Source organism: Pimelobacter simplex (assembly GCF_900114845.1).
Lineage (GTDB): Bacteria > Actinomycetota > Actinomycetes > Propionibacteriales > Nocardioidaceae > Nocardioides > Nocardioides simplex.
In genome coordinates, this window is sequence record NZ_FOUK01000001.1 from 1,514,397 (window position 1) to 1,535,965 (window position 21,569).

Here is a 21,569-nt window from a genome sequence, read left to right on the forward strand (position 1 = left end):
CAGTTTCACCGCCTAGGCGGTGAAACTGCCGCGTTGCTGCCGCCGCCTCGCCGCCCTGGGCCGAAAGGAAAATCCGCCACCCCGGAATAGAAGCGGACCATGGTCCGTTTCGCCCATCATGACTGAGACCACCACCACCCGCGTCGCCGTCCTCGTCGGAAGCCTCCGGGCCGACTCGCTCAACCGGAAGCTGGCCGAGATCCTCCGCGACGAGGCTCCCGCCGGCGTGACCCTCGACATCATCGAGGGCCTCGACCAGGTCCCGTTCTACAACGAGGACATCGACGGCGATGACGCTCCCGCCACCGCCGTCGCCCTGCGCGAGCGCGTCCAGGGCGCCGACCGCGTCCTCGCCGTCACGCCCGAGTACAACGGCACCATGCCCGCCGTCCTCAACAACGCCATCGACTGGCTCTCGCGCCCGTACGGCGCCGGCGCCGTCGTGGGCAAGCCCTTCGGCGTCATCGGCGCCACCCCCACGCCGTACGGCGGCAAGTGGGCGCACGGCGACACCGCCCGCTCGGCCGGCATCGCCGGTGCGATCGTGGTCGAGGACGTCACCGTGTCGCAGTCCGCGATCGACGTCGACCCCACCACCGACGCCGACGTCCGGGCCAAGCTGCTCGACGCCCTGACCCGCCTCACCGAGTTCACCCCCGAGGTCTCGGCGGCTTGATCCGTCGGCTGGCCGGCCGGTGCCGCGGCGCCGGCCGGCCGGTCAGCAGCCCGCCGCGAGCACGTAGCACCGCAGCGGAGGCTCGGCCCGCAGCAGCGGGGCCCCACCGAGGCTGACGAGCGGCAGCATCGTGCTCACCAGGCGGGGGAGTGCGAACAGCACCGGGACGTAGGCCCGCGCGTCGAGCGGGTCGAGGCCCGGCATGGAGAGCCGCCGGCACGCCGACCGGTCGACGCGCGCGGCGACCGCGGGTCCGTCGTGGTCGAGCGCGTCCATCACGATGGCGTACGTCGTGGGGCTGATCGTCCCGGTGAGCACGTGCTCGTAGGGGTCGAGCGGGCAGACGTCCTGGACCCGGACGTTCGCGATCCGGCCGCCACCGGTGCTGAGCCCCGACGACGCCGGCGGGGTCACCACCTCGTCGAGCATCGTGTAGACGTTGGTGTAGTCGATGCCCGCGAACGTCTCGGCGCCGCTGTTGAGTGCCTTGATGAACGCCGACCCCGCGAGCTGCTGCCAGACCGCCGGCACGCAGGTGGTCAGCCCGCGCAGGCAGCCCGGGATCGATCGTGTCCCGTGGTTCGAGGGCGCCATGCCGATCATCTCGGCGACCATCGGGCGCACGTCCGGCCAGAAGCGCAGCGCCCAGCGCGGGTTCATCCCGCCCTGGCTGTGGCCGAGGACCGCGATCCGCCGGCCGGTGCGGGCGTGCATCGTGCGGATCGCGTTGACGACGTACTCGGCGGCCACCTGGATGTCGCCGAATGTGTGCTGCGGCACCGTCACCAGGCAGTAGTAGCGGCCCTGCGCCGCGAAGACGTTCGCCCAGTTCCACGAGTAGTTCTCGACCGGCGTCACGCTCGTGGCGGGGTTGAGCAGGATCGGCGCCGGGCCGGTCCGCGGGTCGCCGTGGCAGGCGAGGGACGCCGCGAGCGCCGGCCGCGGGACCGACAGCGCGGGCCCGGGGCGGTCGAGCGGCGCGTAGGCGCCACCGCCGCCGTCGTCGTCGGCGTGCGCGGCCGGCCACGTCCCGAGAGCCGCCACCAGCGCCGTCACGAGCGGCAGGAGCAGGGTGAGGGTGACGCGGCGCATGGCCGTTCAACGGGGTGGCGCCGGGCTTCGTCACGCTCCAGGCCGCACAATGGAGGGGTGCCACTCTACCGTGACGAGGCGATCGTCCTGCGCACCCACAAGCTGGGTGAGGCGGACCGCATCATCACGCTCCTGACCCGCGAGAACGGCCGGGTCCGCGCGGTGGCCAAGGGCGTGCGCCGTACCACCTCGCGGTGGGGCTCGCGGCTCGAGCCGTTCACCCACGTCGACCTGCAGATCGCCGAGGGCCGCAACCTCGACACGATCACCCAGGCCGAGACCCGCGGCGCCTACGCCGCGCCGATCGGCTACGACTACGACCGCTACACGGCGGGCACCGCGATGCTCGAGACCGCCGAGCGGCTCGTCGTCGAGGAGCGCGAGCCGGCCCGCCAGCAGTTCAGCCTCCTGCTCGGCGCGCTCAACGCCATGGCCGGCGGTCAGCGGCTGCCCTGCCACGTGCTCGACTCGTACCTGCTGCGCGCGCTCGCGATCGCCGGCTACGCGCCCGCCTTCGTCGACTGCGCCCACTGCGGCCGCCCCCCGGTCCTGGCGACCGGCGAGCTCGGGCACCACCGGTGGTTCAACCCCTCGATGGGTGGCGTCCTCTGCTCCACCTGCCGGATCCCCGGCTCCGCGACCCCCGCCCCCGAGACCCTGGTCCTCCTCGGCGCGCTGCTCGCCGGCGACTGGCCGGTCATCGAGGCCGCCGAGCCGCGTCCCGTGCGCGAGGCCAGCGGGCTGATCGCGGCGTTCGTGCAGTGGCAGCTCGAGCGCGGGCTGCGGTCGCTGGCCTACGTCGAGCGCTGAGCCGCTCGGGGTCCTACTCGACCAGTCGGGCCGGGCAGATCGCGACCGGGAACGGCCGCTGCGCCGTCCAGGTCTCCTCGCCGGACACGTCGGCGACCTGGACGTAGGCCCCGTCGCGCAGCTCCCACGCGATCAGCCGCGGCGCCACCGGGTCGACCACCCAGTAGTGCGGCGCTGCGGCCCGCTCGAGCCGCGCGTACTTGGTGTTGAGGTCGATCAGAGCCGTGCTCGGCGAGAGCACCTCGATCGCCAGCAGCGGCGGGCCGTCGAGCCGCTTGCCGGTCAGCTGGTCGCGCGGGGCGACGACGACGTCGGGCTCGAGCACGGTGTCGCGAGCGAGCACGACGTCGATCGGCGGTACCACCCAGAGATGCTCCGGCGCGGCGTCATCGAGGGCCCGGCACAGCTTGAAGTTGACCCGCTGGTGCAGCGGGATCGGCGCCGCACTCACGACGTGCACCCCGTCGATGAGCTCGTGCCGCAGCCCGTCATCGGGCAGCGCTTCGAGATCGTCGACCGTCAGTGCCCGCCCGAGCGGCACACCGGTATCGATGGTCATGGCCCCCATGCTGCATCACCTTCCCGAGAGTTTCCACGCCCCGATGCTGGATCGTGCGCGGATCGCCCGCAACCGCTCCTCCACAGGCCTCCTGAGAGACTGCTCCCGTGACCCGCGCCTCCCGTCGTACCCGCGCCGCCGAGGCGGCCGCGGCCGCCGCCCGCGGCCCGGTCCGCCCGCCCACGCCGCACCCCTCGGGCGCGCGTCCGCCCGCCGTCCCGGCCGAGCTGGTGCCGCACCACGTCGCGATCGTGATGGACGGCAACGGCCGCTGGGCCAAGGAGCGCGGCCTGCCGCGCACGCGCGGTCACGAGGAGGGCGAGTCGAGCCTGTTCGACGTCGTCGAGGGGGCGATCGAGATCGGCGTGAAGGCGGTGTCGGCGTACGCCTTCTCGACCGAGAACTGGTCGCGCAGCCCCGACGAGGTCAAGTTCCTGATGGGCTTCAACCGCGACGTCATCCGCCGCCGCCGCGACGAGATGCACGAGCTCGGCGTCCGGGTCCGGTGGGCCGGTCGCGCGCCGCGGCTGTGGAAGTCGGTGATCACCGAGCTCCAGGTCGCCGAGGAGCTCACGAAGCACAACGACGTCCTGACCCTCACCATGTGCGTCAACTACGGCGGCCGCTCCGAGCTCGGCGACGCCGCCAAGGCCCTGGCCCGCGACGTCGCCGCCGGCCGGGTTAACCCGGACAAGGTCGACGAGCGCACCCTCGGCCGCTACCTCTACGTCCCCGAGCTCCCGGACGCCGACCTGATCTGGCGCACCTCCGGCGAGCAGCGGCTCTCGAACTTCATGCTCTACCAGGCGGCGTACGCGGAGTTCGTGTTCTCCGACGTCCTCTGGCCCGACGTCGACCGCCGTCACCTGTGGGACGCCATCGACACCTACGCCCGCCGCGACCGGCGCTACGGCGGCGCGGAGCCCAACCCGACGAAGTAGCGCGTTCGGGCGCACGAAGGAGCACGAACCGGCGGTCGAGAGTGCGCCCTCGACCGCCGGTTCGTGTCACTTCGCGCGCCGGAACGCGCTCCTTCGCCGGGCGAGTGGCCCCGGGTCAGTGCTCGTCGTAGTGGGCGCCGTGCGCCGCGTGGCGGTGCCCGTCGTGGACGTAGTCCACGTGGTCGTCGTGGGGGACGGCGAGGTGGCCGCACCCCGGTCCGTGCGCGTGGGGGTGGGCGCCGCAGGCGTCGTGGGACGGCGCGGCCTGACCGGAGGCGAAGGGCTCGCGCAGGCGGGCGCGGCGGCGGAGCCAGATGCCGATGGGCCAGGCGATGGCGTAGCAGGCGAGGGCGAGCAGCACGATCGTGGGACCCGGCGCCACGTTCACCCGGTACGACGCGAAGGTGGCCGCGACGAGTCCGCCCACCGAGGCGAGGGTGCCGAGCGCCATGGCCGCGACCAGGGTGGTCCGGAACGAGCGGGTGACCTGCTGGGAGGTGGCCACGGGCACCACCATGAGCGCCGAGACGAGGAGCAGGCCGACGGTGCGCATCGCGACGGTCACCGAGACGGCGGCGAGGACGGCGACGAGCACGTTGTAGCCGCGCACGCGCAGACCGGCGACGCGGGCGAACTCCTGGTCCTGGGCGACGGCGAACAGCTGGGGCGCGAGCCCCAGGCAGAGGCCGACGACGGCGATGGCCAGGCCCATGGTGATGAGCACGTCGCCGGAGGAGATGGTGGTCAGCGAGCCGAAGAGGTAGCGGTTGAGCGCGGCGGCGCTCTGCCCGGCCAGGCCGCTGACGAAGACGCCGCCGGCCAGGCCGCCGTAGAAGAGCAGGGCGAGGGCGACGTCGCCGTTGGTCTGGCCGCGCTCGCGGATCACCTCGATGAGCACCGAGCCGAGCACGGCGACGAGGACGGCGGTCCACAGCGGCGAGGCGCCGGTGGCGAGGCCGATCGCCACACCGGTGACGGCGACGTGGCCGATGCCGTCCCCCATCAGGGCCAGGCGGCGCTGGACGAGGAAGGTGCCGATGGCGGGCGCGGCGAGGCCGGTGAGCAGGGCGGCGATGAGCGCGCGCTGCATGAACGGCTGCGCGAAGAGCTCGACGGGGGACATCAGGCGTCACCTCGCGGGCGGTCGACGGGGGAGGAGACCTGGGGCACGTGGTCGGCCACCGGGCGCGCCGGGTGATGGTGGTGCGTGTGCGGCTCGGCGAACCAGGGCTGGTGCACCTCGTGGTCGCGCAGCGGGTCGCCGTCGTAGGCCACCCGGCCGTCACGCAGGACGACGGCCCGGTCGACCAGCGGCGCCAGCGGCCCGAGCTCGTGGGCGACGAGCACGATGGTCGCGCCGCGCTCCTTGAGCCGGCGCAGGGTGTCGGCGAGGACCTGCTGGTTGGGCAGGTCGACGCCGGCGGTGGGCTCGTCGAGGAAGAAGAGCTCCGGCTCGCCGGCCAGGGCGCGGGCGATGAGCACCCGCTGCTGCTGGCCACCGGAGAGGTTGCTGACCGCGTCGCGGCGCCGGTCGGCGAGGCCGACGATCTCGAGTGCGTCGTCGATGGCGGCGCGGTCGGCGCGCGAGAGCGGGCGCAGCAGCCGGCGGCGGGTCAGCCGGCCGGCGGCCACGACCTCCCACACCGAGGCGGGGATGCCGGAGGCGGCGGTGGCGCGCTGGGGGACGAAGCCGATCCGGCGCCAGTCGTCGTAGTCGTCGAGGGGGGTGCCGAACAGGCGCACCTCGCCGGCCACGAGCGGGCGCAGCCCGACCAGGGCGCGCACGAGCGTGGACTTGCCGGAGCCGTTGGCGCCCATCAGCGCGACGAAGTCGCCGGGCGCGACGCTGAGGTCGATCCCGCGCAGCACCGGCCGACCGCCCAGGGCGACGCTGCCCTCGCTGATCGCGACCGCCGCCGCGGGGACGCCCGCGCTCACTTGCACTCGTTGGCGGCGACGATGGCGTCGAGGTTGGCGCGCATGAGGCTCAGGTAGTCGTCGTCGGATCCCGCGTCGGCCAGGCCCTCGACCGGGTCGAGGACGGCGTTGCGGAGCCCGAGGTCGTGGGCGAAGCTCTCGCCGAGCGCCGGCTTGAGCGGCTCGCTGAACACCGTGGTGATGCCTTCCTTCCGGATGAGCTCCTGCAGCTGCCCCAGGACCGCGCCGGTCGGCTCGGCGTCGGGGGAGAGCCCCACGATCGAGGCGACGTGCAGACCGTACTTCTCGAGGTACCCGAAGGCGTCGTGGGACACCACGATGGTGTCACGCGCGCAGCTGCCCAGGCCAGCGGTGTACGCCGCGTCGAGCTCTTCGAGGTCGGTGCGCAGCGCGGCGGCGTTGGCCCGGTAGGCGTCGGCGTGCGCGTCGTCGATCTCGGCGAGGCGGTCGGCGACGGCGTCGCCGAGGGTGGCCATCCGCAGCGGGTCCTGCCAGAAGTGGGGGTCGAGCTCGCCGTGGTCGTGGCCGTGCTCCTCGTCGTGGCCCTCCTCGCCGGCGTGCTCCTCGTGCTCCGCGGCCGACTCCTCGAAGGGCAGCGGGTCGACGACCTTGGTGGCGTCGAGGGTCGCGCCGCCGGCGTTCTGCTCGACGGCGTCGTCGACCGCCGGCTGGAAGCCGGACTCGTAGACGACGAGGTCGGCCGAGGCGACCTCGGCGGTCTCCTTGACGGTGAGCTCGAGGTCGTGCGGCTCGGCGCCGGGCTGGGTGAGCAGCGCGACGTCGGTCCCGGTCCCGTCGGTGACCCGCTCGGCGACGTAGGCGAGCGGGTAGAAGGCCGCGGCCACGGTGACCTTGCCGTCGGCCTCGGGTGCGTCGTCGCTGAACGCCGAGCAGCCGGAGGCGAGCAGGGCCAGGGAGGAGAGGGCGACGAGGCCGGACATCAAGCGCATGAGAATCATTCTCATCTTCGACGGAGGCCCGGTCAAGTTCGCGACTGCGTAGAGTGCGCCTCGTGCTCGTCGTGAACCGCTTCCGCGCGGGGGAGGACCCCGCCTCGCTCCGGGCCGACCTCGAGCGGGTGCACGGCCTGCTCGCCGACAGCCCCGGCTACGCCGGGGGCTCGATCGGGCGCAACCTCGACGACCCGGACCTGTGGGTGCTCACCACCCGCTGGGACAACGTCGGGGCCTACCGGCGCGCCCTCTCGTCGTACGAGCTGAAGCTGCACGGCGTGCCGGTGCTGAGCCGGGCGATCGACGAGCCGGGCGCCTACGAGGTCGTCGAGCCCGGTGGAGTGCTCAACGTGGCCGGTGCTCGCGTAACCTAGGCCTTTACTTCGCGTACCGCGCGAGGCCGACACCAGAAGTCACGCCCGGCAGCCAGCCGGGCACGTCCCCACAAGGAAATCACCGTGGCCAAGCCGCCCCCGTCCACCGTCGACCAGGTCGTCTCCCTCGCGAAGCGCCGAGGCTTCGTCTACCCCTGCGGGGAGATCTACGGCGGCACCCGCTCCGCCTGGGACTACGGTCCGCTGGGCGTCGAGCTCAAGGAGAACATCAAGCGCCAGTGGTGGCGCTCGATGGTGCAGAGCCGCGACGACGTCGTCGGCCTCGACTCGAGCGTCATCCTGCCGCGGCAGACCTGGGAGGCGTCGGGCCACGTCGCGACGTTCAACGACCCGCTGACCGAGTGCCTCTCCTGCCACAAGCGCTACCGCTACGACCACCTGCAGGAGCAGTACGCCGAGAAGAAGGGGATCGCGAACCCCGACGACGTCGACCTCAAGGACGTCGTCTGCGCCAACTGCGGCACCCGCGGCGCCTGGACCGAGCCGCGCGAGTTCTCCGGCATGCTCAAGACCCACCTCGGCGTCGTCGAGGACGAGTCGGGCCTGCACTACCTGCGCCCCGAGACCGCGCAGGGCATCTTCCTGAACTTCGCCAACGTGGTCACCTCGCAGCGGATGAAGCCCCCGTTCGGCATCGCCCAGATCGGCAAGAGCTTCCGCAACGAGATCACGCCGGGCAACTTCATCTTCCGCACCCGCGAGTTCGAGCAGATGGAGATGGAGTTCTTCGTCAAGCCGGGTGAGGACGACGAGTGGCACAAGTACTGGATCGAGGAGCGCACCCGCTGGTACGTCGACCTCGGCATCAACCCCGACAACCTGCGCCACTTCGTGCACCCGATCGAGAAGCTGAGCCACTACTCCAAGGGCACCACCGACATCGAGTACCGCTTCAACTTCACCGGCTCCGAGTGGGGTGAGCTCGAGGGCATCGCCAACCGCACGGACTTCGACCTCTCCACCCACGCCCAGCACTCGGGCAAGGACCTGTCGTACTTCGACCAGGCCAACAACACCCGCTACGTGCCCTACGTCATCGAGCCCGCGGCGGGTCTCTCGCGCAGCCTGATGACCTTCCTCGTCGACGCCTACGCCGAGGACGAGGCGCCCGACACCAAGGGCGGCGTCCGCAAGCGCACCGTGCTGCGCCTCGACCCGCGCCTGGCGCCGGTCAAGGTCGCCGTGCTGCCGCTGAGCCGCAACGAGGACCTCACCCCCCGGGCCAAGGCCGTGGCGACCGAGCTGCGCGCGCGCTGGAACATCGACTTCGACGACGCCGGCTCCATCGGCAAGCGCTACTCGCGCCAGGACGAGGTCGGCACGCCCTACTGCGTCACGGTCGACTTCGACACCCTCGACGACCAGGCGGTCACGGTGCGCGAGCGGGACTCCATGTCCCAGGAGCGGGTGGCCCTCGACAAGCTGAGCACCTACTTCGCCGAGCGGCTCATCGGATGCTGACCCTCCGGTCCGCCGTCGCCCCGGTGGCCGCCCTCGTGGTGGCCGCCGGTCTGGCGGCGTGCGGATCGGACGACGGCGAGCCCGCGGGCCGGCCCCGGGCGAGCGAGCCGACGAGCTCGGCCGCCCCGGCGTCGTACCTCGCGGTGCCCGACGGCGTCACCCTCACCGAGCCCGGCACGCAGCTCGGGCTCGGTGAGCAGGGCGTCATCGCCTTCGAGCGGCGCCAGGACGAGGTCGCCGTGCTCGAGGTGGCGGTGCAGAAGATCGAGCGGACCTCGTTCCCGGCCTCGTTCCCCGGCTGGAACCTCGACGACGCGACGGCCGCGCGGACGCCGTACTTCGTGCGCGTGGCGGTCACCAACGAGGGCGAGACCGACCTCGGCGGCCTGCGGCTCACCAACGTGCTGTGGGCCTCCGACGGCGCCACGCTCGAGGCGCCCAACTACTACACCGCGGAGCAGCTGCCGGCGTGCGTCGGCGACGCGCTGCCCACGCCGTTCGCGGCCGGTGCGACCGCGGAGCTGTGCCAGGTCTACTTCATCGCGCCCGGCAAGGCGTTCGAGAACGTGACCTTCTCGCCGTTCGGCGGCCAGGACGCCGTCACCTGGAGCGGCGAGATCACCAAGGTGACCAAGCCGGCCAAGCCCGGCAAGCCCGGCAAGTCCGGCAAGTCCGGCAAGAAGAAGGACGACAAGCAGTGACGCTGACCCTCGGCTCGCTCGAGGTGCCCGTGCCGGTGGTGCTCGCCCCGATGGCCGGCATCACCAACGCCGCCTACCGCCGGCTGTGCGCCGAGCAGGGGGCCGGCCTCTACGTCTGCGAGATGATCACCAGCCGCGGACTGGTCGAGGGCGACGAGACGACGAAGCGGATGCTCGTCTTCGACGAGGCCGAGACGGTCCGCTCGGTCCAGCTCTACGGCACCGACCCGACCTACGTCGGCCAGGCCACGAAGATCCTCTGCGACGAGTACGGCGTGGCCCACGTCGACCTCAACTTCGGCTGCCCGGTGCCCAAGGTCACCCGCAAGGGTGGCGGCGGGGCGCTGCCGTGGAAGCGGAACCTCCTGGGCCGCATCCTCGAGGAGGCGGTCGCCGCCGCGGCGCCGTACGACGTGCCGGTGACGATGAAGACCCGCAAGGGCCTCGACGACGACCACCTCACGTTCCTCGACGCCGGCCGGATCGCCCAGGAGACCGGCGTCGCCGCCATCGCCCTCCACGGCCGCACCGTCGCGCAGGCCTACTCGGGCCAGGCCGACTGGGACGCCATCGCCGAGCTCGTCGCGAGCGTCGACCTCCCCGTGCTCGGCAATGGCGACATCTGGGAGGCCGCCGACGCCGTCCGGATGGTCGACGAGACCGGCGTCGCCGGCGTCGTCGTCGGCCGCGGCTGCCTGGGCCGGCCGTGGCTGTTCCGCGACCTGGCCTCGGCGTTCGGCCCCGAGGGCCCCGGCGCCACCACGCTGCCCACGCTCGGCGAGGTCACCGTGATGATGCGCCGCCACGCCGAGCTGCTCAGCGAGCACATGGGCGAGGAGCGGGGCTGCAAGGAGTTCCGCAAGCACGTCACCTGGTACCTCAAGGGCTTCCGGGCCGGCGGCGAGCTGCGCCGCTCGCTCGGCCTCGTCGACTCCCTCGCCGCCCTCGACCGGCTCCTGGCCGAGCTCGACGGCGACGAGCCGTTCCCCGTCTCCGAGCTCGGCGCGCCCCGCGGCCGCCAGGGCGCGCCCCGGCACCGGATCGTGCTGCCGGAGGGCTGGCTCGACGACACCGACGGGCTCGGCGAGGGCTCCGCCGGCGTCCTGGAGGACGTCGACGAGACCACCGGCGGGTGAGCGGCCTCACCCCGGCGAGGCGTCTCACCAATTGGTTGAAGGCTTGATCTCTGTGCTCTAGTAGCACGATGCTCTGGCCCAGGTCGGAGTCCTCGGGATACATCTGTCAGCAACAGCAAAGGAATCAGCGCGTGGCCACCAGCCACAAGCGGGAAACCGCGCGACGTACACCCCGAGCCGCCCTCCTGGCCGGCTCGCTCGCCGTCCTGGCGACCACTGCGGTCGTGTCCACCGGCGTCCTCGGCTCCTCGGCCCCACCCGCCGACGTCCTCGCGGTCGACCGCGCGAAGGCCGCCACCGGCTCCCTCGACGAAGCGGCGCCCCGCGAGATCCCCGTGATCTCCCGCAGCGCGGACCGCTCGGCCGACGCCGTCGGCACCCGCCTCGACCGGATGCTGGCGACCCCCGCGGTCACCAAGGCCGTCAAGAACGCCGACACCCGGCGCTGGACGACGGCCCCCCTGAACCTCTGGAGCCGGCCCGACAAGCGCGGCAAGCAGGTCGGCGAGCTCGAGGAGGGCGACAAGGTCGTCCTCACCGGCCGCCGGTACGCCGACCGCGCCGAGGTCGTCGTCGACGGCAAGGCCCGCTGGGTCACCGACGGCTACTTCAGCGACGAGAAGCCGGCCACCCTCGGCGGCACCTGCACCAACGGCACCACCGTCCCCTCGGCCGTGAGCGCGAGCATCAAGAAGGTCCACGAGGCCGTCTGCGCCGCCTTCCCCGACGTCTCGGTCTACGGCACCTTCCGCGGCGCCTCGATCTCCGGCGACCACGAGACCGGCCGCGCCGTCGACATCATGATCTCAGGCGCCCGGGGCTGGCAGATCGCCGAGTTCGTGCGCGAGAACTACGCCGCCCTCGGCGTCTCGTACATCATCTACTCGCAGAAGATCTGGTCGGTCGAGCGCTCCGGCGAGGGCTGGCGCGGGATGCCCAACCGCGGGTCGGCGACGGCCAACCACTTCGACCACGTGCACGTGTCGGTCTACTGACCCACCAGCACGTACGGCGCCCGCCCACCCCGCACCACCACGGCCGCGGTGGCCCGCTCCGCCGTCCCGTCGAGCCGTAGCCGCACGACCGCGACCCGGCCACCCCGCTCGGCGACCGCGAGCAGGCTGCGGTCGCCCTCCCACACCACCGTCGACCCGTCGGTGCCGGCCGGCAGGGTGAGCTCGGCGCGTACCGACCCGTCGCCGGTGGCCAGCACGCGGAGCCGGTCGCCGTCGACGGCGAGCACGCGAGACCCGTCCGGGCTGAACCAGGAGAGGTCGCCGGCCGCCGCCCGCCAGCGGACCTTCCCGCGGAGGTCGAGCACGAGCCGGACCCGGTCGCCGCGCTGACCGACGAGCAGGCCGCGAGCGCTGAGCGCGACCACGCGGTCGACGCCGGGGATCCGCACGGGAGGCCCGCGGAAGTCCGTGCGCCAGGCGCCGTCGCGGAAGCCGCGGTCGTAGACGACCTCGCCGCCCACGAAGCCCACCGCCTGCACCAGGCCCGGGCCCGTCGGCCGGACGACCTCGCCCGAGCCGTCTGCCCTTGCCCGGTGGACGGCGCCCTCGCCGACGTCGCCGCTCTCGGGATAGCGGACGGTGGTCCACGCGACGTGGTGGCCGTCGGGTGAGGCGACCGGGACGCCGCTCGAGCATGCGCCGCCGGGCGACCACGTGGCGTCGTACCGGCCGCGGCGGACCAGCGCGAGACCGTTGGTCCCCTCGAAGTAGCTGGTGTCCGCGACCAGCAGCCCACCCGCGAACGGGACGACGCCGCTCAGGCCACGCGCGCCCCCCGGGAGGCGGCGGGTGCCGTCCGGCCCGACGTAGCGACGCCCGGCGACATAGGGGACGGCGGGAGCCGGGCCGGCCGGCAGGTCCGCCCACGGGTCGGGGGTGGGGTGCGCCGGCGCCGCGGCCGGGGCGCCGGAGCCGGTGCCGGAGCCGGTGGCAGAGCAGCCGGCGAGCGCCAGGGCGCCGAGCAGGAGGAGGGTCGGGAGCCGGACCATGTCGAGGAGACGCGCGGGGCGGTCGGCCGGTTGTCCGCGGCGCCGCTAGGGTCGCTGCGTGGACCCCGTCGAGCAGCGGTACGACGCGCACGCCCGCGAGCGGATCGTGCCCGAGCCGCCCAAGCGGGTCGAGGCGCCGGAGCGGCTGGCGTTCGAGCGGGACCGGGCGCGGGTGGTGCACGCGGCGTCGTTCCGGCGGCTGGCGGCCAAGACCCAGGTGGTGGGGCCGCAGAGCGACGACTTCGTCCGCAACCGGCTGACCCACAGCCTGGAGGTCGCCCAGATCGCGCGCGACCTCTCCCGGGCGCTCGGCACCCACCCCGACATCACCGAGACGGCCGCGCTCGCGCACGACCTCGGCCACCCGCCGTTCGGCCACAACGGCGAGCGGGCGCTCGCCGCGCTCGCCGGCGATGTCGGTGGCTTCGAGGGCAACGCCCAGACGCTGCGGCTGCTCACCCGCCTCGAGGCCAAGACGGCCGACGCCGGTCTCAACCTGACCCGGGCGACGCTCGACGCCTGCACCAAGTACCCCTGGGGCCCGGGCGAGGCGAGCACCCCCAAGTTCGGCGTGTACGACGACGACCGCGCCGCGTTCGCGTGGGTCCGCAAGGGCGCCCCGGAGCGCCGGCAGTGCGTCGAGGCGCAGGTGATGGACCTCGCCGACGACGTGGCCTACTCGGTCCACGACGTCGAGGACGGCACGGTCGCGGGCAAGATCGACCTCACCCGGCTCGACACGGCCGCGGTGTGGGAGACGGTGCGTGCCTGGTACCGGCCGGGCGCGACGGACGCCGAGCTCGACGCGGTGCTCGAGCGGCTGCGCTCGGTCGGCAGCTGGCCCCGCGCCCCGTACGACGGCCGCCGGGGCAGCCTGGCCGCGCTGAAGAACCTCACGAGCGACCTGATCGGCCGCTTCTGCGGTGCGGTCCAGGAGGCGACCTTCGCGGCGTCGGAGGGTCCGTTCGTGCGCTATGCCGCCGACCTGGTGGTCCCGGCCGACACCTGGGCCGAGATCACCGTGCTCAAGGGCGTGGCCGCGCACTACGTCATGGAGGACCTCTCGCACCGTGCCCTGCTGAGCCGGCAGCGCGAGCTGCTCACCGAGCTGGTCGCCGTCCTGCTGGAGCGGGGGAGCGACGCGCTCGACGAGACCTTCGCCGCGGACTGGCGCGGCGCCGCCGACGACGCCGCGCGGACCCGCGTCGTCATCGACCAGGTCGCCTCGCTCACCGACGCCAGCGCGGTGGCCTGGCACGAGCGGCTGGTCGCGAGAAACAGCTGACCGGCCGCCCCGAGGGGCGACCGGTCAGGTGCTGGTGCGTCAGGCGGGCCGGGTCAGCCGGTGACCGGGACGTGCGACTCGACGGGCGTCGGGGACGGCGCCTCGCTCGGGTTCTCGCGGTCGGTGGTGACCTCGCCGCAGGTCGCCGAGGCGATCGTCAGGTCGATCTGGCCGAGCAGGTTGAGGTGCAGCGCGTTGACGGTGAAGGTGCCGTTCGCGTTGGCGATCTGCTCGTTCGCGGTGATCGTCACGACGCCCGGGATCTCGACCTTGGCGTTGGGCTTGTCGACCGGGAGCTTGACCGGGATGCCGAGCGCGGTCAGGTCCGCGATCGTCGTCGTACCGGTGTCGCCGTTGCACTCGGCGATCACGGTGCCGGCGTTGACGATCTTGGTCTTGCCGGACAGCACGTCGCACAGGCCGTTGAGCTGGAGGCTCGTCAGCTTCGACAGGTCGAGCGCGCCGAGCAGGCTCAGGTTGAGCGGGCTGCCGTCGGTGGCGTTGCTGATCGTGTCGAGGACGTTGCCGAGCTGGGTGAGCAGCGGGCCTACGACCTGCTGGTCGATCGGCTCGGTCAGCGGGCCGAGCGCGCCGACCAGGGTGGTGCACGCGTTGCCGAGCTGCGTGGTGACGTCGGCGGGGAGCTGGGCCAGGAGGCCCTCGCCCACGCCGAGGCCGGTCACGTTGGCCGAGGCGTTGCCGTTCTTGGCCTTGACCTGGACCACACCCCCGGACAGCAGCGGGTTGAGCGTGTCGGTGTCGATCAGCTCGTCGGTGACCTCGGTCCCGTTGGTCGACACGACCGACGGGAGCTTGTCGATGGCCGAGTTGTCGGCGATCGTCAGCTCGAGGCCGAAGGCGGACGACGGGTTGCCGGCCGCCGTGGCCGAACCGCCTCCGAGCAGGGCGAGCGAGGCCGCGCCTGTCACGAGCAGGAGAGCGCCGGCCACTGGAGCCAGGTGCCGCTTGATCTTCATGGGTGTTCCCTTCATCTTCTTCTCTTGCTCGGCAGTCCGGGGGAGGCGCCGTCGGGGGTACGGGGGGAGGGCTGCGGGGTCAGGCCTCGTCGACGATCACGGGGGTGCCGATCGGGACGGTCCGCAGCAGGGCGAGCGCGTCATCCGGCACCCGCACGCAGCCGTGGCTGACGGCCTGGCCGAAGACCGAGGGGTCGGTCCAGCCGTGCAGGGCGACCGTGCCCGGCCCGCCGCCGTAGGAGTCGAGGGTGTCGCTGTGGCTGCCCAGCGGCAGGATCACCGGCGAGAACGGCTGCTTGTCGTCGACGATCTGGCCGAGGACGAAGGTGCGGCCCACGGGCGTCGGCGTCCCGGAGGCGCCGACCGCGACGGTCCAGGTGCCGACCAGCTCGCCGTCCTCGATCAGCTCGAGCGAGCGGGCTCCGAGGTGCACCCGGACGACATAGGGGCTGTGCGCCTCGATCAGGTCGGCGGAGCGGATCCACCCCGTCGACCCGTTGGGCCTCGACGGCAGCAGCACCTGCACCCAGTCGCGGTTGCGGGTCACGACCGGGAACCAGGCGTCGCCGAACTGCTTCGGGCCGACCTTGGCGAACGGCTTGCCGTCGGGCTCGTCGTACAGCGCGGTCATCCGCTGGGGGTGCACCACGGTGCCCTTGGGCGTCTTCGTGGGGCGCGGGTCCTTGGGGGCGGCCTTGATCGTGGTCATGGTGGAGCTCAGCGGCAGGGTCTTGAGCTTCGCCTGCTGGACGGGGGCCGCGCTCGGCCGTGTCGGGGCGTCGTCGCCGCCGTCCTTGAGGACCATCGCCAGGGCCGAGATCGCGAACAGGAGCGCGACGACGACCACCGGCCAGCTGGCGCGGTTGCTGCGCGCCGATGCCTGCTCCATGCCCGGTCCCTCCCCGAACTCCCATTTCCCTTCGACCCTTCGTGCGGTCCTCCCCGCGCCTTCAACGACGCAGGTAGGACGAAGGTCACGCCGAGGCCGGTCCCGATTTCGGCTCCGCCGCCGCTGGAGGCGGCTCCCGCGGAGCGGCTCAGCAGGCCCTCAGTAGGATCGACGGCATGGCCGGACGGATTCGTGACGAGGACATCGCCGCGGTCCGTGAGAAGGCCCGCATCGACGAGGTCGTCGCCAGCTACGTGACGCTCCGCAACGCCGGCGGCGGCTCGCTCAAGGGGCTGTGCCCCTTCCACGACGAGAAGTCGCCGTCCTTCCACGTGACGCCGGCGCGCGGCTTCTTCCACTGCTTCGGCTGCCAAGAGGGCGGCGACATCTTCACCTTCCTGATGAAGATCGACGGCCTGACCTTCGGCGAGGCCGTCGAGCGGATGGCCGACAAGTACGGCATCCAGCTGCGCCGCGACGAGTCCGGCTTCGACGAGCAGCGACCCAAGGGCCCCCAGCGCCGGCGGCTGGTCGAGGCCCACGCGGTCGCCCAGGAGTACTACGCCGAGCAGCTCGGCACCCCCGAGGCGCTCGCCGCCCGGCAGTTCCTCGCCGAGCGCGGCTTCGACCAGCAGGCGGCGCTGACGTTCGGCATCGGCTTCGCCCCGCGGGACGGCGAGGCGCTGTGGCGCCACCTCTCGGGCCGCAAGTTCACCTCCGAGGAGGTCATCGCGGCGGGACTGGTCGCGATGGGCCGCTCGCTCTACGACCGCTTCCGCGGCCGGCTGCTGTGGCCGATCCGCGAGACCAACGGCGACACCATCGGCTTCGGCGCCCGCCGGATCTTCGACGACGACCGGATCGACGCCAAGTACCTCAACACGCCCGAGACCCCGATCTACAAGAAGAGCCAGGTCCTCTACGGCATCGACCTGGCCCGCAAGTCGATCGCGATGAGCTCGCAGGCCGTCATCGTCGAGGGCTACACCGACGTGATGGCCTGCCACCTCGCCGGGGTCGGCACGGCGGTCGCGACGTGCGGCACCGCGTTCGGCGACGACCACGCCCGGGTGCTGCGCCGCTTCCTCGACGACCACGCCGAGCTGCGCAGCGAGGTCGTCTTCACCTTCGACGGCGACGAGGCCGGCCAGAAGGCCGCGCTCCGCACGTTCGAGGGCGACCAGCGCTTCGTCTCCCAGACCTACGTCGCCGTCGCGCCCGAGGGAATGGACCCGTGCGAGCTGCGGATCAAGGACGGCGACGCCGCGGTCCGCGAGCTCGTCGCCAGCCGCCGTCCGCTCTACCGCTTCGTGCTCGAGAACGTGATCGGCCGCTACGACCTCGACCGGGCCGACAGCCGGGTCGACGCACTGCGCGAGGGCGCCAAGCTGGTCGCCAGCGTCCGCGACAAGTCGAAGGTCGACGCCTTCGCCCGCGAGCTGGCCGGCATGGTCGGCGTCGACATCGAGCAGGCCCGGTCCGAGGTGCGCCGTGCCGCCGCCCGCGGCCCGGCGCCGGCCCCGGGCGGTCGCGACCGGGCTCCTCAGTCGTCGTCCGCCCCGGCCCCGGCCGCGGCACCGCGCTCCGCCGTCCCCGACCTGCGCGAGCCGCGGTTCAGCATCGAGCGCGCCACGCTGCGGGTGGTGCTCCAGCACCCGCTCGTCATCGGCCGCACGTCCGCCGACATCGGCGCCAACGACTTCACCCACCCGACCTACCGGGCCGTGTGGGAGCTCATCGACGCCGCCGGCGGCGCGGTCGCCGGCCAGAACGACCCGGGCTGGGTCTCGAAGATCCGCGAGTCGGCCACCGAGCCCGAGCTCTCCTCGCTGGTCAGCGCGCTCGCCGTCGAGCCGATCCCGGTCAACCGCGAGGTCGACGCCGCCTACGTGGCCGGCCACATCCACCGGCTCCAGGAGCTGACCGTGCTGCGCCGGATCGACGAGGTCCGCTCCCGCCTCCAGCGCACCAACCCGCTCGACCAGGCCGCCGACTACAACAAGATGTTCGGCGAGCTCGCCGCGCTCGAGGAGCGCCGCCGGACGCTGCGCGAGAAGATCGCGGGCGCCCCGTGAGGTTCCCGCCGCTCCCGTCGCGCCGGCCGCCCTTCCCGGTGGGAGCGGGGGAGCGCCTGCTGGCCTGGGCCGCGCTGCGCACGCCCCCGGCCGGCGGGGCCGCCCTCGTGGGCAGCTCGCGCGACGCCCTCTACGTCCCGGACCGGATCCCGTGGGAGCAGGTCGCCAGCGCCGACTGGGACGCCGAGACCGACACGCTGCGAGTGGTCGAGGTCGGCCGCTTCGGCGAGCCGGCGCCGGTCCACGTGCTGGTCCTCGACGACGCCGGGCGGCTCCTCCAGCTCGTCCGCGAGCGGGTCACGGCGAGCATCGCGGTCCAGCGCCACGTGCCCGTCGCCGGGCGCCGCGCGGTGCGGATCCTCGGCCGCCGCCCGCCGGGGACGCACGCCGGGCTCGCCTGGTTCGTCGAGTACGACGACGGCCTCGACCCCGCCGATCCGGCCGTCGACGCGGTGGTGCAGGAGGCCCTGGCCCTGGCCCGCGCCGACGTCGGCGAGTGAGGGCCCTCGATTTCGGGCCGCGCCGCGGCTCTTGCTAGTGTTTCCCCGCTCCACCGCGAGGATGGAGCGAGCATGATCCCCCGTAGCTCAACTGGCAGAGCATTCGACTGTTAATCGAAGGGTTACTGGTTCGAGTCCAGTCGGGGGAGCAGGTCACGAGGCCCCGTCGGAGTCATCCGGCGGGGCTTCGTCGTCGTCGGGGAGGGCCGACGACGACCGGTGCCAGGAGTCGCGGATCACCGCGCATCGAACGCAACCGATCGGCCGCCCGCGGCGTCTTAACGACCGTAGGGTGGCTCGGTGAACAGGGGAGGGAACGGATGCGCGCGTCCGTCTTGAGAGCGTCCGTGGTCCTCGTGGGGGTCCTGGTCGTGGTGGCGGCACTCCTCGCGGTGCTCCGCGACGGCGACGCCGACGAGCCGGCGGCCGGCGAGCCGACCCGCTCGGCGGTCGGCCCCGACGAGGGCGTGGCCCGCCCGCCGGTGCCCTCGATGACGCCGGTGCGGCTGCCGAAGCAGCCCAATATCGTCGTCGTGATGGCCGACGACATGCGCGTCGACGACCTCGCCTTCGCCCCGCACCTGCGCAAGCTCGTCGCCCGCCAGGGCGTCACCTTCGAGAACTCCTTCTCGCCCTACCCGCTGTGCTGCCCGGCCCGGGCGTCCTTCCTCACCGGCGAGTACGCCCACAACCACCGGGTCTTCTGGCACGACCCGCCCTACGGGTACGGCGCCTTCGACGACTCCCGCACGCTCGGCACCTCGATGACCGCCGCCGGCTACCGCACGGGCTTCATCGGCAAGTACCTCAACCGCTACGGCTCGGCGCGCTCCAAGGTGAGCGGCGGGCCGTCGTACAAGTTCGTGCCACCGGGCTGGACCGACTGGCGCGCGGCCGTCGAGAACCCCGGCAACGCGGGCTTCCACGGCCAGACCTACGACTACTTCGACACGCCCTTCAACGTGAACGGCACGATCGACAACCGCTACCGCGGCGTCTACCAGAGCAAGGTCATCGGCGACTTCTCGGTCGACATGGCGCGCCGGTTCGCGGCCCGGCGCGATCCGTTCTTCATGTACGTCAACTACGTCGCGCCGCACCACGGCGGGCCCGCCGAGCCCGACGACCCGGCCCGGGTGACCAGCGCGCGCGGCAACCTGGTCCGGCTGCCCACGCCCGCCCGGCCCGACTGGGTCAAGGGCCGGTTCAACCGGACCATCGACCGTCCCGCCGGCTTCGCCCGGTCCGGCGCACCCCTCGAGCGCAGCCGCCACGACAAGCCGATCCCGGTCCAGCGCCGGACCCAGGACCTGGGCCCGCGCGACCGGGCCGCGCTCCGCAACGTGACGCGCCAGCGCGCCGAGGCCGTCTACGTGATGGACCAGAACATCGCCCGGCTGATCCGCGAGCTCAAGCGCTCCGGCGCCTGGGACGACACCGTCTTCGTCTTCACCTCCGACAACGGCCTGCTGCTCGGCGAGCACGGCTTCCAGATGGTGAAGGTGTGGGCCTACGAGCCGTCCCTGCGGGTGCCGCTGCTCGTCACCGGGCCGGGGCTGCGCACCGAGCAGAAGCGCTACGACCCGATCTCGACCGTCGACCTCAGCGCCACGCTGCTCGACCTCGCCGACGCCGACCCGCCGCGCCGGGCCGACGGCACCAGCCGGCTGCCGACGCTCGAGGAGGGCGACCAGGGCTGGACCACGCCCATCGTCTCGGAGGCGATGAACACCTCGTCGGGCAACGACCCCGCCTTCACCGACGTCCGGACGACGATCGGCCTGCGCGTCTCGCGCTACTCCTACACGCGCTTCCGCAACGGTGGCGGCGAGCTGTACGACATGGTCGACGACCCGCGCCAGGACCACAACGTCTACCACGACCCCGCCTACGCGACGGTCCGCGCGGCGCTCGACCGGATGTGGCCCCAGCTCAAGGACTGCGCGGGAGACAGTTGTCGCACGCCGCTGCCGCCCGTGCTGGCGGCCGACCCCACGACCAACGCCGCCTCGACCGACGCCTACTGGACCGTGATCGACCGGGCCTACGGCTGGCGCTAGGAAGACCCGCATGACGATCCCGATCCGCCGCGCCGGCGAGAACGACGTCGCGGCGGCGGCCGACACGCTGGCCGCGGCCTTCGCCGACTACGCCTGGACGCGCTGGTCGGTCCCCGCCGACGACCACGCTGCCCGGCTGCGGGAGCTGCAGGCGCTCTACCTCCGCCACGCGCTCGCGCACGGCGTCGTCCTGGTCTCCGACGACGTGCGCGCGGTGGCAGCGCTCCTGCCCGCCGGCGCGCCGGCCCCCGGCAGCGCCGTCCAGGAGCGGGTGGCCGCGCTGCACGGCGACCGGTTGCCGGCGCTGCTCGTCGCCGAGCTGCCGCCGCGTCCCGCAGGCGCGTGGGACCTCGCGACGCTCGGCGTCCACCCGGACGCGCGCGGCCGTGGCCTCGGCTCGACCGTCGTCGCGACCGCGCTCGGGCTCGTCGCCGCGGACGACCCGGCGGCCGTCGTCGCCCTGGAGACCTCCGACGAGCGCAACGTCCGGCTGTACGAGCGGCACGGCTTCGTCACCACCGCACGCACCCAGGTCCCGGACGGGCCCCTCGTGGTCTCGATGGTGCGCGCGGCGCCCGGAGCCGCGACCGCGCCGTCCTAGCCTCTAGCCGTTGGCGCTGTCGCTGCTGCTCGACCCGCCGCTGGTGCCGCCCTGGTCCTCCTCGGGCGCGGTGCCCGGCGGGACCTGGCTGCCGCCGGGCGGCGCGAACCGGTTGCCGTTGCCGTTGCCGTCGCCCGGGCCACCGCCGGGGAACCGGCCGCTGCCGGGGCCCTGCATCCACTCCGGGCGCCCGGAGCGGTCCGGGCCGTCGTCGTGGCCGGCGACCAGCGCCGTCCCCGCGCCCGCGCCGGCGCCGAGCACCACGCCCGCCACGCCGACGGCGAGGAGCGAGCGGAGGGTGAAGGCCCGGTCGCGCCAGCGCTGCTTCGGCGCCGCCGCCACCGCCGCCGGCTCGGGCGCGAGCGGCGGAGGCGGGCTGGTCGGCGGGGTGGCCGCGTCCGGGGTGGGCTCGGGGGTCGGGTCGTTCTCGTTGTCCGTCATGGCTCCACGCTGACCCCGGAGCCTGTGCGGAGTCTGTGGCCGACCGATGGTTTCGACATGGGTCGCCACCTGGT

Annotated in this window: 22 protein-coding genes and 1 tRNA gene; 14 read left to right on the forward strand and 9 right to left on the reverse strand. The window is 73.2% G+C overall.

Annotated features, from left to right (window positions below; all coding sequences use genetic code 11):
- Nucleotides 1-118: 118 nt before the first annotated feature.
- Nucleotides 119-676, forward strand: coding sequence for an NADPH-dependent FMN reductase (locus BM223_RS07350; RefSeq protein ID WP_038680482.1), 558 nt, complete (start codon nucleotides 119-121; stop codon nucleotides 674-676).
- A gap of 42 nt (nucleotides 677-718) precedes the next feature.
- Here the strand turns inward: BM223_RS07350 and BM223_RS07355 are convergent, their stop codons facing one another.
- Complete coding sequence (locus tag BM223_RS07355) at nucleotides 719-1,768, reverse strand: esterase/lipase family protein (RefSeq protein WP_052138863.1); 1,050 nt, start codon at nucleotides 1,766-1,768, stop codon at nucleotides 719-721.
- A gap of 57 nt (nucleotides 1,769-1,825) precedes the next feature.
- Between BM223_RS07355 and recO the strand changes: the two genes are divergently transcribed.
- Nucleotides 1,826-2,578, forward strand: coding sequence for a DNA repair protein RecO (gene recO, locus BM223_RS07360; RefSeq protein WP_038680480.1), 753 nt, complete (start codon nucleotides 1,826-1,828; stop codon nucleotides 2,576-2,578).
- Between the two features lie 13 nt (nucleotides 2,579-2,591).
- On the opposite strand, the gene BM223_RS07365 is transcribed toward recO, so the two are convergent.
- Nucleotides 2,592-3,137, reverse strand: coding sequence for a Uma2 family endonuclease (locus BM223_RS07365; RefSeq protein ID WP_038680477.1), 546 nt, complete (start codon nucleotides 3,135-3,137; stop codon nucleotides 2,592-2,594).
- 107 nt (nucleotides 3,138-3,244) lie between these two features.
- Between BM223_RS07365 and BM223_RS07370 the strand changes: the two genes are divergently transcribed.
- On the forward strand, nucleotides 3,245-4,078 hold the full coding sequence (locus tag BM223_RS07370; protein ID WP_052138861.1) for an isoprenyl transferase: 834 nt from the start codon (nucleotides 3,245-3,247) through the stop codon (nucleotides 4,076-4,078).
- A gap of 115 nt (nucleotides 4,079-4,193) precedes the next feature.
- Here the strand turns inward: BM223_RS07370 and BM223_RS07375 are convergent, their stop codons facing one another.
- Genes BM223_RS07375 through BM223_RS07385 form a run of 3 tightly spaced genes read right to left on the reverse strand, consistent with a single transcriptional unit; the run spans nucleotide 4,194 to nucleotide 6,966 of the window.
- Nucleotides 4,194-5,201, reverse strand: a complete 1,008-nt coding sequence (locus BM223_RS07375) for a metal ABC transporter permease (protein WP_038680475.1) — start codon at nucleotides 5,199-5,201, stop codon at nucleotides 4,194-4,196.
- On the reverse strand, nucleotides 5,201-6,016 hold the full coding sequence (locus BM223_RS07380; RefSeq protein WP_038680473.1) for a metal ABC transporter ATP-binding protein: 816 nt from the start codon (nucleotides 6,014-6,016) through the stop codon (nucleotides 5,201-5,203). Before BM223_RS07380 ends, BM223_RS07375 begins: the two co-directional genes overlap by 1 nt.
- Nucleotides 6,013-6,966, reverse strand: coding sequence for a metal ABC transporter substrate-binding protein (locus BM223_RS07385; protein WP_200886996.1), 954 nt, complete (start codon nucleotides 6,964-6,966; stop codon nucleotides 6,013-6,015). The genes BM223_RS07380 and BM223_RS07385 overlap by 4 nt, the downstream gene beginning before the upstream one ends.
- Before the next feature lie 62 nt (nucleotides 6,967-7,028).
- Between BM223_RS07385 and BM223_RS07390 the strand changes: the two genes are divergently transcribed.
- From BM223_RS07390 to BM223_RS07410, 5 genes are all read left to right on the forward strand, one after another.
- Nucleotides 7,029-7,343 (forward strand): antibiotic biosynthesis monooxygenase family protein, encoded by a 315-nt coding sequence (locus BM223_RS07390; RefSeq protein ID WP_052139364.1) that lies wholly within the window; start codon nucleotides 7,029-7,031, stop codon nucleotides 7,341-7,343.
- An 84-nt stretch (nucleotides 7,344-7,427) separates the two neighbouring features.
- Nucleotides 7,428-8,825 carry a glycine--tRNA ligase gene (locus tag BM223_RS07395; RefSeq protein ID WP_038680468.1) on the forward strand — a complete coding sequence of 466 codons (1,398 nt, stop codon included), beginning with the start codon at nucleotides 7,428-7,430 and terminating at the stop codon, nucleotides 8,823-8,825.
- Nucleotides 8,819-9,526, forward strand: a complete 708-nt coding sequence (locus BM223_RS07400; RefSeq protein WP_038680466.1) for a hypothetical protein — start codon at nucleotides 8,819-8,821, stop codon at nucleotides 9,524-9,526. Before BM223_RS07395 ends, BM223_RS07400 begins: the two co-directional genes overlap by 7 nt.
- Entirely contained in the window at nucleotides 9,523-10,662 is a 1,140-nt protein-coding gene (gene dusB, locus BM223_RS07405; protein WP_038680463.1) for a tRNA dihydrouridine synthase DusB, read from the forward strand. Before BM223_RS07400 ends, dusB begins: the two co-directional genes overlap by 4 nt.
- Nucleotides 10,663-10,793: 131 nt before the next feature.
- Nucleotides 10,794-11,657 (forward strand): VldE C-terminal domain-containing protein, encoded by an 864-nt coding sequence (locus tag BM223_RS07410; RefSeq protein ID WP_052138859.1) that lies wholly within the window; start codon nucleotides 10,794-10,796, stop codon nucleotides 11,655-11,657.
- Here BM223_RS07410 and BM223_RS07415 read toward each other — a convergent pair.
- Entirely contained in the window at nucleotides 11,651-12,667 is a 1,017-nt protein-coding gene (locus tag BM223_RS07415) for a hypothetical protein (protein WP_038680462.1), read from the reverse strand. The two genes, BM223_RS07410 and BM223_RS07415, sit on opposite strands and share 7 nt — an antisense overlap.
- A gap of 58 nt (nucleotides 12,668-12,725) precedes the next feature.
- Between BM223_RS07415 and BM223_RS07420 the strand changes: the two genes are divergently transcribed.
- On the forward strand, nucleotides 12,726-13,952 hold the full coding sequence (locus tag BM223_RS07420; RefSeq protein ID WP_038680460.1) for a deoxyguanosinetriphosphate triphosphohydrolase: 1,227 nt from the start codon (nucleotides 12,726-12,728) through the stop codon (nucleotides 13,950-13,952).
- A gap of 53 nt (nucleotides 13,953-14,005) precedes the next feature.
- Here BM223_RS07420 and BM223_RS07425 read toward each other — a convergent pair whose 3' ends face one another.
- Together BM223_RS07425 and BM223_RS07430 are read right to left on the reverse strand one after the other, a co-directional pair.
- Entirely contained in the window at nucleotides 14,006-14,929 is a 924-nt protein-coding gene (locus BM223_RS07425; RefSeq protein ID WP_038680458.1) for a choice-of-anchor P family protein, read from the reverse strand.
- Nucleotides 14,930-15,008: 79 nt separating this feature from the next.
- Entirely contained in the window at nucleotides 15,009-15,818 is an 810-nt protein-coding gene (locus BM223_RS07430) for a L,D-transpeptidase (RefSeq protein ID WP_038680456.1), read from the reverse strand.
- Between the two features lie 176 nt (nucleotides 15,819-15,994).
- Between BM223_RS07430 and dnaG the strand changes: the two genes are divergently transcribed.
- The 5 genes from dnaG (at nucleotide 15,995) to BM223_RS07455 (ending at nucleotide 21,054) form a co-directional block, all read left to right on the forward strand.
- Nucleotides 15,995-17,893, forward strand: a complete 1,899-nt coding sequence (gene dnaG, locus BM223_RS07435; protein WP_038680454.1) for a DNA primase — start codon at nucleotides 15,995-15,997, stop codon at nucleotides 17,891-17,893.
- Nucleotides 17,890-18,393, forward strand: coding sequence for a hypothetical protein (locus tag BM223_RS07440; RefSeq protein WP_141267593.1), 504 nt, complete (start codon nucleotides 17,890-17,892; stop codon nucleotides 18,391-18,393). Before dnaG ends, BM223_RS07440 begins: the two co-directional genes overlap by 4 nt.
- 76 nt (nucleotides 18,394-18,469) lie before the next feature.
- A tRNA-Asn gene (locus tag BM223_RS07445) sits at nucleotides 18,470-18,542 on the forward strand.
- Between the two features lie 171 nt (nucleotides 18,543-18,713).
- Nucleotides 18,714-20,453 carry a sulfatase family protein gene (locus tag BM223_RS07450; RefSeq protein ID WP_082003722.1) on the forward strand — a complete coding sequence of 580 codons (1,740 nt, stop codon included), beginning with the start codon at nucleotides 18,714-18,716 and terminating at the stop codon, nucleotides 20,451-20,453.
- Between the two features lie 10 nt (nucleotides 20,454-20,463).
- A complete protein-coding gene (locus BM223_RS07455) occupies nucleotides 20,464-21,054 on the forward strand; it encodes a GNAT family N-acetyltransferase (RefSeq protein ID WP_038680450.1) in 591 nt (196 codons plus the stop codon).
- 3 nt (nucleotides 21,055-21,057) lie between these two features.
- Here BM223_RS07455 and BM223_RS07460 read toward each other — a convergent pair whose 3' ends face one another.
- Nucleotides 21,058-21,495 (reverse strand): hypothetical protein, encoded by a 438-nt coding sequence (locus tag BM223_RS07460; protein ID WP_075018494.1) that lies wholly within the window; start codon nucleotides 21,493-21,495, stop codon nucleotides 21,058-21,060.
- Between the last annotated feature and the right edge of the window lie 74 nt (nucleotides 21,496-21,569).